Origin of the sequence: Vibrio sp. Vb2960 (assembly GCF_033337665.1) — a bacterium.
Taxonomy (GTDB): Bacteria; Pseudomonadota; Gammaproteobacteria; order Enterobacterales; family Vibrionaceae; genus Vibrio; species Vibrio alginolyticus.
Map to the genome: position 1 here is coordinate 99,176 of NZ_JAWORD010000014.1, position 20,404 is coordinate 119,579.

The window sequence follows — 20,404 nt, forward strand, 5'->3', positions numbered from 1 at the left end:
GAAAACCTTGATGAAGGCAAGATGTAAAGACTGAATGGAAGCAAACCATGAACACAAATATTAATACCCAATATCGTAAGCCGCTTCCGGGAACTCAACTGGATTATTTTGATGCACGCGAAGCCGTCAATGCCATTTCTCCTGGAGCCTATGAAACACTCCCTTATACCTCTCGCGTGCTAGCTGAGCAACTGGTCCGTCGCTGTGACCCGAACACATTGACAGATAGCCTGAAACAGTTAATCGAACGCAAACGCGATCTTGATTTTCCTTGGTATCCAGCACGCGTTGTTTGTCATGACATTCTTGGTCAGACCGCTCTAGTCGACTTAGCGGGTCTGCGCGATGCCATTTCAGATCAGGGCGGCGACCCTGCAAAAGTGAACCCAGTGGTTGAGACACAATTGATCGTTGACCACTCTTTAGCGGTTGAACATGCGGGCTTTGACCCTGATGCCTTCGACAAAAACCGCGCGATTGAAGAGCGCCGTAATGAAGACCGATTCCACTTTATCGAGTGGTGTAAAACGGCGTTTGAAAACGTCAGCGTGATTCCAGCTGGGAATGGCATCATGCACCAAATCAACTTGGAAAAAATGTCTCCTGTGGTACAAGCAAAGCAGGGCATTGCCTACCCAGACACCTGTGTGGGTACGGACAGTCACACACCTCACGTAGACGCTCTTGGTGTTATTGCGATAGGTGTCGGTGGTCTGGAAGCAGAAACCGTCATGCTTGGCCGACCATCAATGATGCGTCTACCAGATATTGTCGGTGTCAAACTGACGGGTAAACGTCAACCGGGCATTACCGCAACGGATATTGTCCTCGCGATTACTGAGTTTCTGCGTAATGAGCGTGTGGTATCTTCATATCTTGAATTCTTCGGAGAAGGCGCACGTGATCTAACGATCGGAGACCGCGCAACGATTTCAAACATGACACCAGAATACGGCGCAACAGCTGGCATGTTTTATATTGATGAGCAGACCATCAATTACTTGAAACTAACTGGTCGAGATGAAGAACAAGTTGCTTTAGTAGAAAATTACGCAAAACAAACCGGTCTTTGGGCAGACGATCTTGATAGCGCAGTTTACGAGCGAGTACTTGAGTTCGATTTATCATCAGTTAGCCGTAACTTGGCAGGTCCGTCAAACCCTCATCGTCGTTTACCAACTTCTGAGTTGGCACAGCGCGGCATTTCTGGAGCGTGGGAAGAGAAAGAAGGCGAGTTGCCAGATGGTGCAGTGATCATCGCTGCTATTACCTCATGTACGAATACCAGTAACCCAAGAAACGTGGTTGCTGCTGGCCTTGTGGCGAAGAAAGCCAACGAACTTGGTCTTGTACGTAAACCGTGGGTGAAATCGTCTTTTGCTCCGGGTTCTAAAGTTGCACGCTTGTATCTGGAAGAAGCGGGCTTATTACCAGAGCTAGAGAAGCTTGGCTTTGGCATTGTTGGTTACGCATGTACAACTTGTAACGGTATGAGTGGTGCGCTGGATCCAAAAATCCAACAAGAGATCATCGACCGTGATTTATATGCAACAGCGGTGCTTTCTGGTAACCGTAACTTTGATGGTCGAATCCATCCGTACGCCAAACAAGCTTTCTTGGCTTCACCACCATTGGTTGTCGCTTATGCACTAGCCGGTACCATTCGTTTTGATATCGAGCGCGATGCGCTTGGCACGGACCAAAACGGCAAACCAATTTATCTCAATGATTTGTGGCCAAGCGATGAAGAGATCGATGCAGTTGTCGGTACTCATGTTAAACCAGAGCAGTTTAAGCAAGTTTACATTCAGATGTTTAAGCTGAATGATCAAGAGCAAAATCCCAACCCGCTGTACGACTGGCGTCCGATGAGTACCTATATCCGCCGACCACCGTACTGGGAAGGTGCGCTAGCGGGAGAAAGAACATTGTCTGGTATGCGTCCATTGGCGATTCTGGGCGACAACATCACCACTGATCACTTATCACCATCCAACGCGATTCTCGCAAGCAGCGCAGCAGGTGAATACTTAGCGAAAATGGGTGTGCCAGAAGAAGATTTCAACTCTTACGCGACTCACCGTGGTGACCACTTAACGGCGCAACGCGCGACCTTTGCTAACCCGAAACTATTTAACGAAATGGTGAAAGAGAACGGTGAAGTGGTTCAGGGTTCTCTGGCGCGAATCGAGCCGGAAGGTCAGGTTGTACGCATGTGGGAAGCGATTGAGACCTACATGAACCGCAAGCAACCACTGATTGTTGTTGCAGGTGCTGACTATGGTCAGGGTTCATCTCGTGACTGGGCAGCAAAAGGCGTTCGATTGGCTGGTGTAGAAGCAATCGTTGCAGAAGGCTTTGAGCGTATTCACCGAACTAACTTGGTTGGCATGGGCGTGTTACCACTGCAATTTAAGCCGGGTGTTAATCGCAATACATTAGAACTGGATGGTACTGAACTGTATGACGTGGTTGGTGAAATCAAGCCGGGTGCTGATTTAGCGCTGGTTATCACACGCAGCAACGGCGATAGAGTCGATGTTCCGGTTACTTGTCGCTTAGATACCGCTGACGAAGTTCACGTGTACAACGCAGGCGGTGTTTTGCAGCGTTTCGCGCAAGATTTCTTGGCACAATAAGGAGTGCGTATGTCAAATAATACTCCGAATCAAACAAGCCAAATAAAAGTGCCCGCGACGTACATGCGTGGCGGCACGAGTAAAGGTGTCTTTTTCAACCTAGAGGATTTACCTCAAGAAGCGCAAGTGGCTGGAGCCGCACGTGACAAACTGTTGCTACGCGTTATTGGCAGCCCTGATCCTTACGCGAAGCAAATTGATGGCATGGGGGGCGCGACGTCAAGCACCAGTAAAACAGTGATTGTTTCGCGCAGCAGCAGAGCCGATCACGATGTTGACTACTTATTTGGCCAAGTGTCGATCGACAAACCATTCGTCGATTGGAGTGGTAACTGCGGCAACTTGTCTGCCGCTGTCGGTCCTTTCGCCATTCATGCTGGTCTGATCCCACAAGGCCGCATTCCAGAAAATGGCATTGTGACGGTGCGTGTTTGGCAAGTGAACATCAGCAAAACGATTTTGATTCACGTGCCAATCGTCAATGGTTTCGTCCAAGAAACCGGAGAGTTTGAACTCGATGGTGTCACGTTTCCAGCGGCAGAGATTCAAGTGGATTTTGTTGATCCTTCCGATGGCGAAGGAAGTATGTTCCCAACGGGCAACTTAGTTGATGATTTGGTGGTGCCGGATGTGGGTACGTTCAACGCGACCTTTATTAACGCGGGCATACCAACCATTTTTATTGATGCTGAATCGATTGGATATCAGGGCACCGAGCTGCAAGACGATATCAACAACGATGACACAGCATTAGCGATGTTCGAATCCATCCGTGCATATGGCGCGTTAAAAATGGGCCTGATTTCTGATTTAGAAGAAGCTCAAACACGCCAACATACGCCGAAAATAGCATTTGTTTCTAAACCGAGAAGTTACCTTTCTTCAAGTGGTAAAGCCGTAAATGAGTCGGATATTGATGTGCTTGTTCGCGCGCTGTCGATGGGCAAGCTTCACCATGCAATGATGGGAACAGCAGCCGTTGCTATCGCTTCTGCTGCGTGTGTGCCCGGAACGTTAGTGAATTTAGCCGCTGGTGGCGGTGAAAAAGAGTCCGTGACTTTTGGTCACCCGTCAGGAACGTTAAAAGTTGGGGCACAAGCGAAGCAAACTGAGCAGGGCTGGGTGGTGCAAAAAGCCATTATGAGCCGAAGTGCGAGAATACTGATGGAGGGATTTGTGCGTGTACCCTTCTATGTCTTCGATTAAAAGAGACGATCTTTGGATTAAAATAGCGATCTTTGAGTAGAACGAGAGCAATGTCAGGACATACTGGAGGAAGCAATATGTCTTCATACGAAAAAGAATACTTATGGGCGAAGAATGAACCGGAGAGTTTTTGGCGCGCTCAAGCGGAGAATCTCGATTGGTTCGAATCTCCTAAAACTATCTTGAAATCTGATGAAAACGGCATAGAACGTTGGTTTCCAGATGGTGTAATGAATACGTGCTGGTTAGCATTAGATTACCATTGCGAGCAAGGACGCGGTGATAATACTGCACTCATTTATGACTCGCCAGTGACAGGTCGTAAAGCCACGTACACCTATAGCGACCTACGTGACCAAGTAGCAAAAATTGCTGGCATGCTGTCTGCTCAAGGTGTTGAAAAAGGCGACCGAGTCGTTATTTATATGCCGATGATCCCAGAAGCCGCAATGGCGATGCTTGCCTGCGCGCGTTTGGGGGCGATTCATTCCGTAGTATTCGGTGGTTTTGCACCTAATGAGCTTGCTGTACGAATTGAAGATGCAGAGCCGAAAGTGATCATGACGGCGTCGTGCGGGATTGAGATCAACAAAGTCATTCCATACAAACCAATGGTAGACAAAGCCATTATGGACAGCCGTTGGAAGCCTGAGAAAGTGTTTGTTTTCCAACGTCCAGAGTGCGACGCTGAGCTAAACCAAGAAAGAGACTTAGATTGGCAGCGAGAGTACAAACAAGCGCTGCCACATGGTTGTGTTCCGGTGTTAGCAACCGATTCGCTCTACATACTTTATACATCAGGTACGACAGGTAAGCCGAAAGGCGTTGTGCGTGATAACGGTGGCCATGCTGTCGCGATGAAGTACTCCATGAGCGCAATCTATAACATTCCTCAAGATGGCGTCTTTTGGGCGGCATCTGATGTGGGCTGGGTAGTAGGGCACTCTTACATTGTTTACGCTCCACTGATTCACGGTTGCACTACCATCCTATTCGAAGGCAAGCCTGTTCGAACACCGGATCCTGGCGCATTTTGGCGAGTGTGTGATGAATATAAAGTAGATGCGTTGTTCTCTGCACCAACGGCGTTTCGTGCGATTAAGAAAGAGGACCCGGAAGGTGAGCACTTAAAACAGTACGACTTGTCGAATCTGAAAACCATCTTTATGGCGGGAGAACGCCTCGACCCTCCGACACTGGAGTGGGTTCAGAGCAAAGCGGACAAGCCCGTTATTGACCACTGGTGGCAAACCGAGACGGGCTGGGCCATCGCGGGCAACCCGACAGGTGTCGAAATGATGCCAGTTAAAGCTGGTTCTTCGACGAAGCCCATTCCGGGTTATCAGGTCGAGATTCTGAATGAACTTGGAGAGGCTGTCGGGCCTAACCAACAAGGCTTTGTCGCATTAAAACGTCCGCTACCACCAAGTTGTCTGCCAACGGTTTGGCGTAATCATGACCGTTTTGAAACTGGTTATCTTAGCCAATTCCCAGGCTACTACGTGTCAGGTGATGGTGGCTATCTGGATGAAGACGGTTACCTGTTTATTATGGGACGTATTGATGACGTGATTAATGTCGCGGGACATCGATTGTCGACAGGTGAAATGGAAGAAATAGTAGGAGGCCACCCAGCGATTGCAGAATGTGCGGTGGTTGGTATCCACGATGATCTAAAAGGTCAGCTTCCACTTGGTTTTGTTGTACTGAAAGACGGCGTCAAAGTGGATGAGCTAGACCTTGAAGGTGAGCTTGTTGGCAAAGTGCGTAGTGAGATAGGTGCAGTTGCTTGCTTCAAGCATGCGTTGGTTGTAGACCGTTTACCGAAAACACGTTCAGGTAAAATTTTGCGTCGAACTATACGTCAAATAGCTGATGGTGAAAAATACACCGTTCCGTCAACGATTGATGACCCAAGTAGCTTGAACGAAATTGAGCGAGTGCTACGACGCTGAGAAAAACTCAATTCTAACTAACCCCTGATCCTCGAACTCTGTTGGTTGGTTCTGCCTCTGTACGTTTATTAAGTGCAGGGGCCTTTTTGTTGTTCAAACAGTACAAACGTATCGTGAAAGCATTTGTGACTTGCCAATACGACGTTTTCCTCACAAACTACAGCCATTCCATTTTTAGTGACCCTTTGTATGACCACGTTTGCGATTAAACCTGCGTGTTTTAGCGACCTAGAGTTGCTCAACGATCTTATGTTCGAGCTTCATGATGAGCATCATCTTCAATCTCCTGAACTTTTCAAAACGGCAGAGGAGATAGAACAAGAAAAAAGCATTGCTCGATATATTGACGACCCTGAGTGCCTTGTTTACCTAGCAAAACAAGGAGATGAAATTATTGGCTTTATCTCTGGTCACTTCTGTGAACTTATTTCTACCGTCAGCCAGCCAGTTATGATGGGAAGTGTGGATGAGCTCTATGTGCTGCCTGAATATCGAAAACAAGGTACGGCGCAGGCATTGATTAATAAAATTGAGTCAACGTTCTCTGATTACGGTGCAAAACAGATGTTTGTTGAAGTATGGCATTTTAACCAGGGCGCAATATCTTTGTATGAAAAACAAGGATTTGCACATCATATCCACTATTTAAGAAAACCGCTGAACGAATAATCGTATTTAACTTTAATATTGTGATTTAGGTTCTATCGAATTGAAATCATTCAGTTCGTCAATAGACTTTTCTCTATAAGTTGCTCGCAATGTTAACAAATTGATATGCACCCACATTGGTATCGGCGTTTTTGTCTGCTTGTTTATTAGTAGCACGAGGATCGTGCTTACAAAAACAAGAGGACAATATTTTGAAACTAACAAAATCGTTACTTGCTTTAGCCGTTTTGCCAATGTTCGCAAGTGCTGATGATTTGTCACAGACGCAAAATCATACTATCCAACCCCAGATCGTAGGCGGAGTAACTGCCGACCCACGTGACTGGAAATTCTACACCCAAATTGTTAGTCGTTATGGTAACCGATCATATTGTGGGGCCAGTTATATCGGGAATGGTTACGTCCTGACTGCTGCGCATTGTGTTGAGGGAGATTCTCCGAATCAGATAGCGGTTAAAATCGGTGGCGTTGTTTATAACGGTAGTGACGGTGTTCGTGCAAACGTCAGTGAGATCCATATGCACCCGGCATATCGCCGCGCGACGCTTTCTCATGACCTCGCGGTATTGAAGCTCGACTCTGTGCCTCAAGGTGTTTCTTCAGTTGAGATTGCGAATGGTAGTCTAACGCAATACGCGAGCATCGGAGATTGGCTTAGTGTTGCTGGCTTAGGGCGAACTTCTGAAGGAGGAAGCTCTCCGTCTCGATTGCAAGAGGTTGACGTCCCACTTGTATCGGATATGACTTGCCGTCAAGCCGGTGGCAACTACACAACGGTTGGAGAAGTGTCATTCTGTGCGGGTATTCCTCAAGGTGGAATAGATTCTTGTCAGGGAGATAGTGGTGGTCCAATCGTCATTAATCGCAGTGGTGTAATTACTCAACTTGGTGTGGTCAGTTGGGGAATAGGTTGTGCTCGTCCTGGTATGTATGGGGTTTATAGCGATATCGCTGCTATGCGCAATTTTGTCGATGGTGTTATCGGAACAGCAACACCACCAAAAGAGAATGTTTCTGTTGGATACACCACCGAACAGACACTGGCATCATTTAATGTTGGGGAGTTACAGCAACATAGCTTTGTTATCCAGAATTCAGGGAGCACCACGTTCACTGTGGAAAATGTTCGCGCGTTTGCTTCGGGTGTTACTGATGCAGCTGTTATTGCCAATGATCAGTGCTCTCAGGCGACGTTAGCAATGAATGCAAGTTGTCGTGTTGATGTTGAATTTGGTGCTACTCAGAGCGGAGAAGCAAGAGTGGCTTTGAACTTCAACGTTGATAAGACCAGCACACAATACCAAGCGTTAGTATCCGCTCAAGCGAAAACGGTGACAACGCCTCCCACAGATAGCTGTACAACTGTATGGCAAGCCAGCTTAGTGTATCTCAAAGGAGATACGGTTACTTGGAATGGTAAAGTTTGGCAAGCGCAGTGGTGGACTCAAGGTGATAATCCAGCAGACTCAGGGCCTTGGGGTGTTTGGCAAAAAGTAGGCGATGCGAATTGCAAGTCTAACTAACGATCGGGCCAGTGAATTTGATTCGTTGACCATGAGATAAGATTCATTCTTGGTTTCAACGATCAGTACATAGTTATTATAACTGGGGTTTATTGTTTGCAAATAATAAGCCCTTTTTTATTGTGTCAACTATGAGAACCCACAAAATGTGTATGACTTTGTCCTGACGTTATCTTTATATAACTGGCAGAATTGCGATCAACATTTTATGTTTTGTCTGATCTTTGTCAGGTTTGCATTAAATTATTCTCCAGTGAGCGTTGAGATCGGGTTTTACGCGATCAACTCAGTTTGGCATAACTCGTTACTTAATTTTTGTCGAAAAAGATAAGATTAACTGCCATGATTCATTGGTTATCATTATGTTTATTTAAGGTCATATTTTGTGTTGAGACAGCTGTTATTACTCATCCTTTGTTTTATTTTGTTACCTGTTTCACCGATCTCTACGGCTAAAGCCACTGCGAGCGAAGTTAAAGGAGCGCTCTGTATTGTTCGCGCTGATGACAAGTTAGTGCTAGTTCATGAAGTATTAACGGATAAGATTTCTCTACCTGGCGGAACCATCATTGATGGTGAGTCTCCACAAGTTGCTGCTCAACGAGAAACGTGGGAAGAAACCGGTATAGTGGTTACGGTTGGAGAGGAGCTTGGCAGAACGGACACTGCGGTTTTTTACGACTGTATATCAGACTCTGACATTATCGCTTTTTCTATGAATAATTCTTTAGGTGGAAATGAACTGCCTATTTGGTTTGCCCCTCATTATGGAGTAGAAGTTGCGTCAGCGATGTTGCTTAGCCCATCTGAATTACCATCATCTTTATATCGTTATCCTGAGCAATGGCCACAAGCCACTCAGTTTTTTGATCAAGCTACCAAGCAATCAGTATCTTATGTGACTCAGTTGATCGAATCCGCGCCTTCATTTCGTCAGGTTGAATTGGCGTGGCTGATAGATTTACAGAGTTGGGTAGGGGCGTTGTCAGAAACGAGTTACGAGGTAGCTAGTCAGATCTCGAAACTCGTTATAGATCTGACAGAACCGACGGTACTACTCTTTCTATTTCCTTTAGCCATGATGCGCTTTGGTAGCCGGTTTGTGTACCGACTCTTTTTCGCAATTAGTGCAACGTCGCTTATGGTGCTTGTCGCTCAACAAGGCTTTTCGCTACCGCGCCCACATGTCTATATACCAATGATGGAGTTAACGCACAGCTTTGGCTTTAGTTTTCCTAGCTTGCCTATCGCTGTGTGGTTTTGTGTGCTGACGTTCTTGTTTCATAGAACCCAGTATTTTGGTTTGAATGGAACAACGGCAGTCTTCGTGTTCATCACTCTTACTGTGGTGTTAGGTAAGTTTTTCCTCGGCAGTGCCTTTATTTTAGATATGTTATTTGGCGCGCTGTTAGGCAGCTTGGTGGCTTGGCATGTTCTTCGACTGGAGACAAATCAAGATGTGAACGTTGATAAAGTTCTAAGCTCAAAAGGCGTCTGGTTCATTATGACTGCGGCAACATCGGTCATCTCTGTCATCTGGCCATTACCTGTGTTTGGTCGCTGGCTAGCAATTTTAATCACTGCATCAGCGTTGGTCATGACATTTAAAGAGTCGAAAGCACATTTAGATACTCGGCAGATGATCTTTGTAACGCTGGCATTGTTGCTTGTTGATCAACTCTATTTGTACTCGGCTAATATCGTATCGTTTAGCGGTTTGTGGTCATTAGTCTTGTCGACGTTACATTATCCATTATTAATGTTGTTATTTATGCTGCTTGCAAGGAAGCTGACTTGTGAAAACCAACCGAGCAAAACGTTGCTAGATTGATGGCTGTATTTGTTATCTATTAGTATTTGAGTAAAAACAAAGCCTTGCATTACAGCAAGGCTTTTACACGTTTAGTCTACGAACAACGCCGCTTGCCTATCTTGGACGGCTAGGGGTGTTAAACGTAAGAAGCTTAACGCAACAGACATGGCGGAAAGGGCTATGCATTGAGCACGAACTTTTCTATAGCTTTAGCGACACCGTGCTCATCATTACTTGCCGTAATGTAGTCAGCGATTTGCTTGGTTTCTTCCATTGCATTTGCCATCGCGATACCAAGGCCAGCGTATTTCAGCATGTGGTGGTCATTTTCTGCGTCACCCATACAGATAACTTCTTCAGGTTTAATTCCCAGATACTCGGCAATTGCGGCAACACCAATACCTTTGTTGCTCGCAGGGTTAAGAAACTCAAGGAAAAACGGAGCGCTTTGAACAACCGTAAACGCTTCGCGCATTTCAGCTGGCAGTGCTGCTATAACTTCTGTTAGTTTGCTTGGCTCTGCAACCATCATAGCTTTGATGATTGGATGATCGTCTTCTAGTGATTCGAAGTTCATCTCGGTGACATTTAAGCCATTTATCTTTGCTTCAATATCGGTGTAAGGGTTGTGTTCGTTGGTGATTAAACCATGAACTTGACTAAAAGCATGGACGTACGCACCTAGCTCTTCGGCTTTTCGCGCCACCAATTTTGCAGCTTTACCATCTATGATTTGCTGGTGGATGATGTCGTTTGTGCCTACGTTCTTGACCATCGAACCGTTGTAGTAAAGAACAAAATCTCGATCGGAATGGATATTCAGTTCGTCGAGCTTGTCTTGCATTCCTTCTAATGGGCGACCAGAAGCGAGAACGACAGTAACGCCTGCTTCTCGAGCTTTTGCGATCGCTTGTTTGTTTTCTTCAGAAATGGCTTTATCACTATTGAGTAGCGTGCCATCCATATCTAGTGCGATCAGTTTATACATCATTTCTTACCTTAAAGTTTTTTGGGAGCTGTCAGTGAATAAGGCTTGGTTTAACGTTAACCAGAAACCTATATTCATTACGCTATGAAACTACAAAATGGTCTATTTTAACAATTAATTTTTGGTTTAAATTGACCTAGACACGCGTGTCCATTATGGTCTTCGCCTCGAAATGTTATGAGTTGAGTGAGTTCTGCGTTGTATAAGCTAAATGAGATGTTTGAAACCATCCAAGGGGAAGGGGTTTTCACTGGAGTCCCTGCTGTTTTTGTTCGGCTTCAAGAGTGTCCGGTTGGTTGCTCATGGTGCGATACCAAACAAACGTGGTATGCAGATGAGAATGACCAACGTCAAATAGGCGATATTCTGGTGAAAACGGAAGACTCTCCGACGTGGTGTGTTGCATCTGCCGAGAACATCGTAGAGCAATATCAACAGCAAGGCTTTAATGCTAAGCATATCGTGATTACTGGTGGAGAGCCTTGTATTTATGATCTGCGCCCTTTAACAAAGGCGTTTGAAGATATGGGGTGCCAATGCCAAATTGAAACCAGTGGCACATCAGAAGTGATTACTTCAGAAAATACGTGGGTGACACTGTCACCAAAAGTAGCAATGAAAGGTAAACTGCCAGTGCTTAATAGCGCGTTAGAGCGGGCAAATGAGATTAAGCATCCAGTCGGCACCCAGAAAGACATCGACCACCTTGATGACCTTTTAGCAAATGCGAACGTAGCGGCTGAGACTATCATTGCACTACAACCAATTAGCCAGAAGCCTCGTGCTACGCAATTGTGTATTGATACGTGTATTGCCCGCAATTGGCGTTTGTCTGTTCAAACTCATAAATATTTGAGTATTGCTTAGACGAGAGGCTCGTCATCATTCGAAGTGGCTTTTCTATCTAATCCCGGTTTCGCGAGTAATGCCGTTGGTAGCTTTGCTATCGAAACATTGTCGATATATCTAAACAATTTATAGCGTTGTAAAAGCTAAGAAGTGTTGGCTGTTGTGGTGTGGTGCTATCTTTGGTTCGACAATCGTTTCGCATTTAATTGATGCCACCAATCTGGCGGCATCAAAATGAAGCTCTGTTGGCTGGAGTTTCACGCTGAGATAAAACGTTTAGAAGCTAACGCAAAAGGTTTTATCCCAGCGCTATTACCGCTAACAAAGACTATTTGCTCGCTAAGTATTCTTCTAAGCCGCTTTGTCGCAGTAGGCACGCTGGGCATTCACCACAGCCTTTACCAACGATTCCGTTGTAACATGTTAAAGTATTGTTTTGGACAAACTCCAACATATTGTGCTTATCAGCTAGAGCCCAGGTCTCGGCTTTAGTAAGCCACATTAAAGGAGTCTTAATGTTGAAGGCTTTATCCATACCTAAATTGCAAGAGAGATTTAGAGAGCGAATAAAGTTGTCTCGGCAGTCAGGGTAACCACTAAAGTCTGTTTCGCAGACTCCCGTAATGATGTCTTGAATGCCAAGCTGGTAAGCATGGATACATGCGTAAGTAAGAAAGAGAATGTTTCTCCCTGGAACGAATGTATTGGGTACGTTAGCGTCGCTTAAGTCATTAGATACCGGAATGTTGTCTCTTGTCAGAGAGCTTATCGCTAACTCATTAATTGATTTTACATCCAGGACTTTGTGGCTTTTGATGTTAAGTTGCTTACCTAATTCGATAGCGATATCTATTTCATCTGAATGACGCTGGCCATAATCAAACGTTATAGCATGAACTTCATCATATGTATTTAATGCATCGATTAAGCAGGTCGTAGAGTCCTGCCCACCGGAAAAAACCACAAGTGCTTTTGTTGTAGCCATGTTGAACCCTTAGTTATGCTCTTTGATTCTTTGGTATTGATACGTATTCTTAGGCGTTTAATCCCTATTACGTACTCGACTTGTTCGTGGCGATTGCGTCCGCAATCAACTGGGCTGTGCTCTCAAGCACTCTTTGCTTGTCATCATTTGACAGCTTGTGGAGATTAACAGCAAGTTCAGCGGTGATTTCATCTTCACAAAAAAAATAGTTTAGAGGCACGTTTAGCTCATCTGCGATAAGTTTGAGCGTTTTTACGTCGGGAGTATGGCGCTCCCTTTCGTATTGATTCATCCTTGCACTTGCAGAACTATCATCCATGCCGATACGGATGCCCAGTGCTTTTTGGGACAGATTCGCTTGTTTACGCGCATGCTTAAGGCGGGCTGGGAGTGGGTTATTAAACAACACTTAAAGTTCATACGAAGGACTTGGATGACTAAGATTATCTTAGTTTTTCTGATTTGTGTATACTAAGTAATACTTAGTTATTACCGAGGTCGCCAAGGCCGTGTATGTATAGCTAAACAAGATTTCGTCTCTTTAGGTTGATTAAGTGACGTTGAATCTACTTCTTCAAAAACTGCCGTATGGAGGAGCGGGAAGAGCGAGTAAGGGCACGAGAAACCGCAGCGATTTGTAGAGCAGAACTTGCTCTTCACATAAACGTAGTCGTCTAAGTTGAAGAGCAATATTGTTCTTGATGATCAACTATATACTTAAGTAAATAACTGTGTCGCACAATAGATCAGAGCTGCTGCTAAGCTCATATTGATGACTTTGCCATATCTCTGGAATTGCGATTGAAGTAGCTTTCCTGCAACGGCCCAGACTACGTTGCTAAGGAGTGCGATCAAAGCAAGAATGAGGCTAGTCGCTAAGATCCAGTAGATATTCTGAGTGTGGGGCAGTACGAACGTAGAAATAGAGGTAATTCCATAAAGAATGATTTTCACATTAACGAACTGCAAACCGAAACCTGTTAAGAAACTGATACCTTTAGAATTATCCGATGAAGTTTTGATCTCACTCGTAGCAAGCCCCCAAGCCAACCAAACAATATAAGCTGCTCCAATCCATGTTAGCCAAGGTGTAATCACGGGCAAGAGGCTGATCATGTTATACGTGAAAGCGCCACAAAGTAGCATCAAAACAACATAGCCACAAAACATCCCCGAAATCACTTTTGTTGAGCGTTTTAGTCCATATTGCGTCGCGATGCTGAGCGATAAAATGTTGTTTGGCCCTGGTGTAATTGAAGTAATGATTACGTAAGTAAAAAATGCGGTGTAGATGGCGGTCATCTCTATCTCTCCTGTTTTTACTGCACTATACTTCGCTACAATTGATTAAAAAATTGAATAAATTAAAACTTAGACTTTTAATTTATTGAACTGTTGGTTGTGGAGTCTAGTCATGAATCTAAAACGCTTTCTTACTTTTAAAGCTATTGTTGAAGAAGGATCGTTTCTAAAAGCGTCACAGAAGCTTTATTGCACGCAATCAACCGTCACCTTTCAAATCAAGCAGTTGGAACAAGATCTGTCTTTGCAGCTGTTCGAAAAAATAGGGCGTAAGATGGTTTTGACTCAAGCAGGAGAAAAGATACTGCCTTACGTCTATGAACTGGCGCGAGTGATGGAAAATATTGAGGGAACAGCAAAGCAAGAAAACTCGGAGCCGACCGGTGAATTGAAAGTGCTGATTGCTGAGACTCAACTTGCTTATAAGATGGCTAATGTTTTAAAAGAGTTCAGGATCAGAGCGCCCAATGTCAGACTCTCTCTGCAATCACAAAATTGCTATCAGATTCGAGATGAGTTGATAGAGGATAAAGCTGATTTAGGTGTGTTTTATCGAGTAGGTAATGACGATACACTCAAGGTGCACGAGTTTGAGCAGGAGCCACTGGTATTGGTTGCTTCACCGCTTTTAAAAGGGCTAGATTTAAAGAAGAGAGAGCAACATATTGATTTAGGGTTTATAAGCAATGGCCCTAAGTGCCTTTTTCGACAGATGTTTGAGAGCATTATTCAAGAGCGTGATATTAGCATCGACAACATGATCGAACTTAGCAGTATTAATACGATCAAAAATTGCGTTGAGAGTAATATTGGTATCTCTTACTTACCTCGTTTTACGGTTGAAAAAGAGTTGCAAGAGGGCAGTTTACAAGAGCTTGAGTTCACCGAATTTTCACAGATGATCAAGCCACTCTGCGCTTATCATGCTGGGAAGTGTGTGACGCCGGCGATGGAAGTCTTTATTGATTGTATGCGTAACGAGTATGAACGGTTTTCTACTCAGAGTCGGTGATCTTTAATATGTTCTATCTGACATAGTTTCGTTTTTACTCCTTTTTATTTTTTAAGTGGTTGATTCTAATTAATTGATTTTTGGTGTTTTATTTTACAGTCGACTAATTTTGGATGATAGATAAGATCTGATGTGAAGAGCTATTTATTGACAGAAAGAGATAAGATATAAAAACGACGGCGTGTGATAACTAGATTAGATAAGGTTACATAATTAACAGTGTAATAAATGCCATTCTTTATGGATTATTTTCAACGAGACTTAATTGTTACGGTTCGTTATTATTAACTCGTTAACGCATCCATTGCTAGGAAGTTAACTTACGCATATTGTTTTTTTCATCATTTGCAGCAAATTATATTTGCTGCTTTTTTTTAACCAAAAAAAAGTTCAAAGCTTGAACTACAAGCTCTGAACTTTTGTTTATACTTAGTGGTTTTCTACTTTAATAAGTAAAACACCGTTTAAAAGTATCGCGTAACCTAGTAACTCTAAGCTTTCTTCGACCAAGTTTTTCACGTCTCTATTGTATGAGTTCCCCATGAACTCGACCCAAAAATCACCATACCCTGCAAAGCGTGAGAATAAGAAAACAATGAAAAAGCCAATCGTTAATGTCGTGAAGCTAGAATGAGAAATGAAAAGTTTGACCTCATTTTTTATGTTAACTATGTTATTAAAACAAAAATAACAGACCGAGACTATTATAATCCAAGCAGGGTACTTCCATGAACCGTGAGAGAAATACTGCTCTATGTGGTAGTCCATTTCTCTAACGAATATAACCATAAAAAATGAAGACATTATTACTAATATGTGTTTGAGTTCAAGATATTCCTTAGATTTATACAAACACATTAACGATGAAAAAAGCACAAATGCTATTTGAGTCATTTCTATAAGAGAGTTCTCCGATGTGCTTTTGTCCATTTGTACGCTAAAATAAATCGTTGCTAACGTATAAATAACCAAAAAAATAAGATAAGATATTTTATATACTAACAAACTAGTGACCGAGGTGTGTTTTTCTTTAATATACATCGTAACTTGTATAGGTGATGGATTTGTTAGTATTATAAATCAAGAATGTTTTATATTTAGTGAATTAAGCGCCATTTAGAATGGAACTTAATTCACCTAACATTAAACTTCGATGAATATTAAACGTTACTGGTTTAATTTATTGATTTTATTTGATTTTTTATTTTATGTTAATTTTGGTTAAATAGAATCACCTAGCTTTTATTGAAATGCTTTTCCCATATTGGTGGTATGCCAACTTCTTCTTGAACGATATCAATGAATGCCCTAACCAATGGTGATTGCTGACGGTGTGAGTACATGGCATAAATATCACCAAAATCTTGAGTTTCATATTCTGGTAAAAGTTGAACTAAATTAGAAGACTCTAGGTTGTTAGGAAGCATAAATTGACCTATAAGTGCAGCGCCCAGACCTGACTTTACGCTTTCAATTATTAGCTCAGCCTCATTTACCATGTATGACCCTGATATTGGGTATGTATCTAAACCATCTGATTTTGCTTTGTCGTAGAATTTAAGTTTATCGACAATAAAATTACCATTTGAATAAATAATAAAAGGTAGCTTAACTAACTCATCAGGCGTTTCTGGGTTACCATGTTTTTCAATTAAATTTCGAGAAGCAATGATTGCAGTCGTATTTTTTGCTAATTTTCTTGCTACCATTGATGAATCCCTCATAGGTCCGATTCGAAAAGCAATATCAAAATTACTTCTAATCACGTCTACATGAAGATCATCTAGCATTAGTTCAACACTTGCTTTTGGGTACTTATGTAAAAATTTCTCTATCGAAGGTTGTAGATAGAGTTTTCCAAATAATGTTGAGCTTGAAATTCGTACTTTCCCTGAAGGCTCAGTCTGAAAGTTCTCCGCTATTTGTTGAGTATCATCAAGGAGTTGAGATATTTGGTCTGCTTTTTCTACTATTTGCTGGCCGACTTGTGTTAATGAAAGAGAGCGAGTCGTTCTGTTTAATAGCCTAACGCCTAAGTGCTCTTCTAACTGCTTGATGTGTTTAGACAAAACAGAGCGGTCGATATTCATCCCATCTGCTGCTTTTGCAAAAGATCCAGCTTTAGAGACTTCTAAAAGCAGGTGTAGTTTATTTGCTAAATCCACAATGTTTATCCAAGTTAGATATTAGCGTATTAGTTTCATGTATAACTACTGCTCTGTCTAGAAATTATTAATATACTTAATAACCAAAAGAAAAGGGAGCAATAGCTCCCTTTAGTATGAATTTAAATGAGTATTTATATTATGGTTATAGTGTTTGACGTTTTTTGTTTCGACTCACTAACATGTAAAAAACAGGTGTGAGTAGTAATCCAAATACCGTTACGCCTACCATACCCGAGAATACGGCAATACCCATTGCTTGTCGCATTTCCGCTCCGGCCCCTGTACCAATCATTAATGGAATAACACCAGCGGTAAATGCAATTGATGTCATTAGAATCGGTCGAAGACGTAAACGACATGCTTCCAAAATCGCTGATAAGGTATCTTGGCCATTGTCTTTAAGTTCTTTAGCGAACTCCACCATCAAGATGGCATTTTTACACGCTAGAGCCACAAGGACAATCAAAGCAATTTGTGTGAATATATTGTTGTCACCACCAATGAACCAAACACCTGCTAGTGCAGAAAAAATGGTCATAGGAACGATCAAAATGATAGCGAATGGTAGTTTTAAACTCTCGTACTGCGAAGCTAGCACCATGAAAACTAACAAAACAACAAGTGGGAATATATACACCATCGTGTTACCAGCCAAAATCTGCTGGTAGGTTACATCAGTCCATTCATAAACCATTCCCTCTGCTAGGTTTTGATCCAGTACTTCCTCAATAGCCGTTTGGGCTTGGTCAGAACTGTAACCAAAAGCAGGACTGCCGTTTAGTTCTGCACTAGGGTAGCCGTTATAGTGCATCACGCGGTCAGGCCCAATCGTGGGTATGATCTCCAGTACAGCGCCGAGAGGAACCATTTGTCCGGCAGCATTTCTTACTTTGTAGTTAAGTATTTGGTCAGGTTCGAGACGATAGTTCATGTCTGCCTGGGCATTCACTTTGTATGTTCTACCAAACATATTGAAGTCATTGACGTATAATGATCCTAAATAAACTTGAAGCGCATCAAAAACCTGCTCTAGAGGAACACCTTGCAGCATCGCTTGTTCACGATCTATTTGGATGTCCATCTGCGGCACTTGTATACGAAATGTGGAATATAATCCCATCAGCTCGGGTCTTGTTGATGCCTCACTTATTACCAAGTTCAATTGCTTGAAGAGCTCATCAAACCCCTTGTTCGCACGGTCTTCGATTTGAAGTTTAAAGCCGCCAGTAGAGCCAAGTCCTTGGATTGGTGGTGGTGGAAAAATCGCAACGAAGGCTTCATCAATGATTGAAAAGCTCTTATTCAAAGATGCAACAATCGCATTTGCTCCGAGAGTTGGATCATTTCGTTTATCGAAGTCCTCAAGCGTAACAAAAACGATGCCACTATTCGGACTGTTAGTAAAACCATTGACCGATAAGCCTGGGAAAGAAATGGTTTGTGCTACGCCAGGTGTTGCCAGCGCGAGGTTTTCCATTTCTTTAATAACGGACTCTGTTCTATCTAAACTTGCTGCATCTGGAAGTTGGGCGATCGCAACTAAATACTGCTTATCTTGTTGAGGAATGAATCCTCCAGGAACCGCTTTGAATAGAGAAACCGTTCCCCCGAGTAACGCAATGTATACCACCACAACAACAAGGCTAAAACGAATCAGCTTCTTGACCAGAGCTTGATATTGGTTCGAGCTATACTCAAAAATTCTATTGAATGGCGCAAAAACATACTTACCAAAAACCGCATCCAAGAGCTTGGTTAGCCGATCGGGTTTTGCGTTCTTATCTTGTAATAGCAGTGCTGATAAAGCAGGCGATAACGTCAACGAGTTAATTGCTGAAATAATCGTCGAGATCGTAATTGTTAGTGCGAACTGCTTATAAAACTGACCGGATAACCCTGTAATAAAGGTCGTCGGGATGAACACCGCACATAACACTAAAGCAATTGCAATAATTGGCCCGGTAACTTCGGTCATTGCTTGTTTCGTTGCTTCTAGTGGTGCAAGGCCATTATGGATGTTCCGTTCCACGTTTTCGACGACGACAATGGCGTCATCGACGACGATGCCTATGGCGAGAACAAGTCCAAACAACGAAAGCGTGTTAATCGATACTCCGAGCATTTGCATTACGGCGAACGTACCGATTAATGAAACAGGCACCGCAATGATAGGGATGATAGACGCGCGCCATGTTTGCAAAAACAAAATGACTACAACAACAACTAGTACAATTGCCTCTAGCAGAGTATGAACCACTGCGTCTATCGATCCACGAACAAAGACGGTCGGGTCGTAGGCTATTTCATATGAAACTCCAGCTGGAAAGGCTGCTTGTAAACGGTCCATGGTTGAGCGAACCTGATTCGATAGCTCAATAGCATTAGCACCAGGGCGCTGGAATACGGGCATCGCCACCGCTGGTTTACCATTTAACAAGGCGCGCAGTGCATAAGAGTTTTGACCTAGCTCTACGCGTGCAACGTCTTTAAGACGTGTCAAAGCCCCTGTTTCGTCAACTTTTACTACAATGTCGTTGAATTCATCAATATTCTCCAAGCGGCCTTTTACGTTCAACAAAACTTGGAATTGGTTTTCATTAGCGGCTGGTTGCGCACCTAATGAGCCTGCTGCCACCTGTTGGTTTTGAGATCGGACGGCGGAGACAACGTCCATTACGGTTAGATTTCTAGAAGCGAGCTCATCTGGATTTAACCACAAGCGCATTGAGTACTCGTCACCACCGAAAAGGCGCACATCACCAACGCCTCCGAGCCGAGCTATCTCATCTTTCAAGTTTAAATTAGCGTAGTTAGCTAAATAACTGACTTCACGGCTAGAATCTGGAGAATATATATGCACAACCATAGTGAGATCAGGAGAGGCTTTTTCGGCAACAACTCCTAACCGTTGGACGGCTTCTGGTAATCGGGGCAAAGCTGTAGTGACGCGGTTTTGAATTTGAACCTGAGCTTTGTCCAAGTCCGTACCTAAAGCAAAGGTTACGGTCAATGTCATTCTGCCGTCACTGGTTGCCTGCGAAAACATATATAACATGTTTTCTGTACCATTAATTTCTTGCTCCAGAGGCGTAGCAACTGTTTCTGCGATTACTTTTGGGTTCGCACCAGGATAGTTTGCTGTAACTACCACTGTAGGAGGGACAACCTCTGGATATTCACTCACAGGCAACTGTAAAAGTGAAATTGCGCCTACTATTAATATCAATAGCGATAACATAGAGGCAAATATGGGTCTTTGAATAAAAAAGTGTGCAAATTTCATTCGGTTGTCTTC

At 43.3% G+C, this 20,404-nt stretch carries 14 protein-coding genes; 8 read left to right on the plus strand and 6 right to left on the minus strand.

The window, feature by feature from the left end:
• The first annotated feature begins 47 nt into the window (after positions 1 to 47).
• From acnD to R7O03_RS13865, 6 genes are all read left to right on the plus strand, one after another.
• Positions 48 to 2,639, plus strand: a complete 2,592-nt coding sequence (gene acnD / locus R7O03_RS13840) for a Fe/S-dependent 2-methylisocitrate dehydratase AcnD (protein ID WP_318131774.1) — start codon at positions 48 to 50, stop codon at positions 2,637 to 2,639.
• A gap of 9 nt (positions 2,640 to 2,648) precedes the next feature.
• Complete coding sequence (gene prpF, locus R7O03_RS13845) at positions 2,649 to 3,845, plus strand: 2-methylaconitate cis-trans isomerase PrpF (RefSeq protein ID WP_213904041.1); 1,197 nt, start codon at positions 2,649 to 2,651, stop codon at positions 3,843 to 3,845.
• 77 nt (positions 3,846 to 3,922) lie between these two features.
• Positions 3,923 to 5,800, plus strand: coding sequence for a propionyl-CoA synthetase (locus R7O03_RS13850; protein ID WP_318131775.1), 1,878 nt, complete (start codon positions 3,923 to 3,925; stop codon positions 5,798 to 5,800).
• Positions 5,801 to 5,989: 189 nt separating this feature from the next.
• A complete protein-coding gene (locus tag R7O03_RS13855; protein WP_104975347.1) occupies positions 5,990 to 6,469 on the plus strand; it encodes a GNAT family N-acetyltransferase in 480 nt (159 codons plus the stop codon).
• Positions 6,470 to 6,660: 191 nt separating this feature from the next.
• Entirely contained in the window at positions 6,661 to 7,992 is a 1,332-nt protein-coding gene (locus R7O03_RS13860) for a trypsin-like serine protease (protein WP_031781180.1), read from the plus strand.
• Positions 7,993 to 8,377: 385 nt separating this feature from the next.
• Entirely contained in the window at positions 8,378 to 9,823 is a 1,446-nt protein-coding gene (locus tag R7O03_RS13865; protein WP_005388193.1) for a bifunctional NUDIX hydrolase/phosphatase PAP2 family protein, read from the plus strand.
• Between the two features lie 160 nt (positions 9,824 to 9,983).
• Here the strand turns inward: R7O03_RS13865 and R7O03_RS13870 are convergent, their stop codons facing one another.
• The gene (locus R7O03_RS13870) at positions 9,984 to 10,793 is read right to left on the minus strand and encodes a Cof-type HAD-IIB family hydrolase (protein WP_017821691.1); all 810 of its coding nucleotides are present in this window, start codon (positions 10,791 to 10,793) and stop codon (positions 9,984 to 9,986) included.
• Between the two features lie 216 nt (positions 10,794 to 11,009).
• Between R7O03_RS13870 and queE the strand changes: the two genes are divergently transcribed.
• Positions 11,010 to 11,660, plus strand: a complete 651-nt coding sequence (gene queE / locus R7O03_RS13875) for a 7-carboxy-7-deazaguanine synthase QueE (RefSeq protein ID WP_318131776.1) — start codon at positions 11,010 to 11,012, stop codon at positions 11,658 to 11,660.
• Between the two features lie 310 nt (positions 11,661 to 11,970).
• Here the strand turns inward: queE and queC are convergent, their stop codons facing one another.
• The 3 genes from queC to eamB all read right to left on the minus strand — a co-directional run bounded on the left by queC (position 11,971) and on the right by eamB (position 13,929).
• Complete coding sequence (gene queC / locus R7O03_RS13880) at positions 11,971 to 12,627, minus strand: 7-cyano-7-deazaguanine synthase QueC (RefSeq protein WP_005377298.1); 657 nt, start codon at positions 12,625 to 12,627, stop codon at positions 11,971 to 11,973.
• A gap of 67 nt (positions 12,628 to 12,694) precedes the next feature.
• Positions 12,695 to 13,036: a helix-turn-helix domain-containing protein gene (locus tag R7O03_RS13885; RefSeq protein ID WP_025768136.1), complete on the minus strand. Its 342-nt coding sequence runs from the start codon at positions 13,034 to 13,036 to the stop codon at positions 12,695 to 12,697.
• A gap of 308 nt (positions 13,037 to 13,344) precedes the next feature.
• On the minus strand, positions 13,345 to 13,929 hold the full coding sequence (eamB, locus tag R7O03_RS13890) for a cysteine/O-acetylserine transporter (RefSeq protein WP_005388201.1): 585 nt from the start codon (positions 13,927 to 13,929) through the stop codon (positions 13,345 to 13,347).
• A gap of 112 nt (positions 13,930 to 14,041) precedes the next feature.
• Here eamB and R7O03_RS13895 point away from each other — a divergent pair, with 112 nt between their 5' ends.
• The gene (locus R7O03_RS13895) at positions 14,042 to 14,941 is read left to right on the plus strand and encodes a LysR family transcriptional regulator (protein WP_318131777.1); all 900 of its coding nucleotides are present in this window, start codon (positions 14,042 to 14,044) and stop codon (positions 14,939 to 14,941) included.
• A gap of 1,235 nt (positions 14,942 to 16,176) precedes the next feature.
• Here R7O03_RS13895 and R7O03_RS13900 read toward each other — a convergent pair.
• Both R7O03_RS13900 and R7O03_RS13905 read right to left on the minus strand, forming a co-directional pair.
• Entirely contained in the window at positions 16,177 to 17,106 is a 930-nt protein-coding gene (locus tag R7O03_RS13900) for a LysR family transcriptional regulator (protein ID WP_213909780.1), read from the minus strand.
• Between the two features lie 145 nt (positions 17,107 to 17,251).
• The gene (locus R7O03_RS13905; RefSeq protein ID WP_005377311.1) at positions 17,252 to 20,392 is read right to left on the minus strand and encodes an efflux RND transporter permease subunit; all 3,141 of its coding nucleotides are present in this window, start codon (positions 20,390 to 20,392) and stop codon (positions 17,252 to 17,254) included.
• Positions 20,393 to 20,404: the final 12 nt, after the last annotated feature.

Excerpts from the sequence above, each read along its gene's own strand:
- acnD (WP_318131774.1), top strand. The coding sequence starts at position 48 with ATGAACACAAATATTAATACCCAATATCGTAAGCCGCTTCCGGGAACT.
- prpF (WP_213904041.1), top strand. The coding sequence starts at position 2,649 with ATGTCAAATAATACTCCGAATCAAACAAGCCAAATAAAAGTGCCCGCG.
- R7O03_RS13850 (WP_318131775.1), top strand. The coding sequence starts at position 3,923 with ATGTCTTCATACGAAAAAGAATACTTATGGGCGAAGAATGAACCGGAG.
- R7O03_RS13855 (WP_104975347.1), top strand. The coding sequence starts at position 5,990 with ATGACCACGTTTGCGATTAAACCTGCGTGTTTTAGCGACCTAGAGTTG.
- R7O03_RS13870 (WP_017821691.1), bottom strand. The coding sequence starts at position 10,793 with ATGTATAAACTGATCGCACTAGATATGGATGGCACGCTACTCAATAGT.
- queE (WP_318131776.1), top strand. The coding sequence starts at position 11,010 with ATGTTTGAAACCATCCAAGGGGAAGGGGTTTTCACTGGAGTCCCTGCT.
- queC (WP_005377298.1), bottom strand. The coding sequence starts at position 12,627 with ATGGCTACAACAAAAGCACTTGTGGTTTTTTCCGGTGGGCAGGACTCT.
- eamB (WP_005388201.1), bottom strand. The coding sequence starts at position 13,929 with ATGACCGCCATCTACACCGCATTTTTTACTTACGTAATCATTACTTCA.
- R7O03_RS13895 (WP_318131777.1), top strand. The coding sequence starts at position 14,042 with ATGAATCTAAAACGCTTTCTTACTTTTAAAGCTATTGTTGAAGAAGGA.
- R7O03_RS13905 (WP_005377311.1), bottom strand. The coding sequence starts at position 20,392 with ATGAAATTTGCACACTTTTTTATTCAAAGACCCATATTTGCCTCTATG.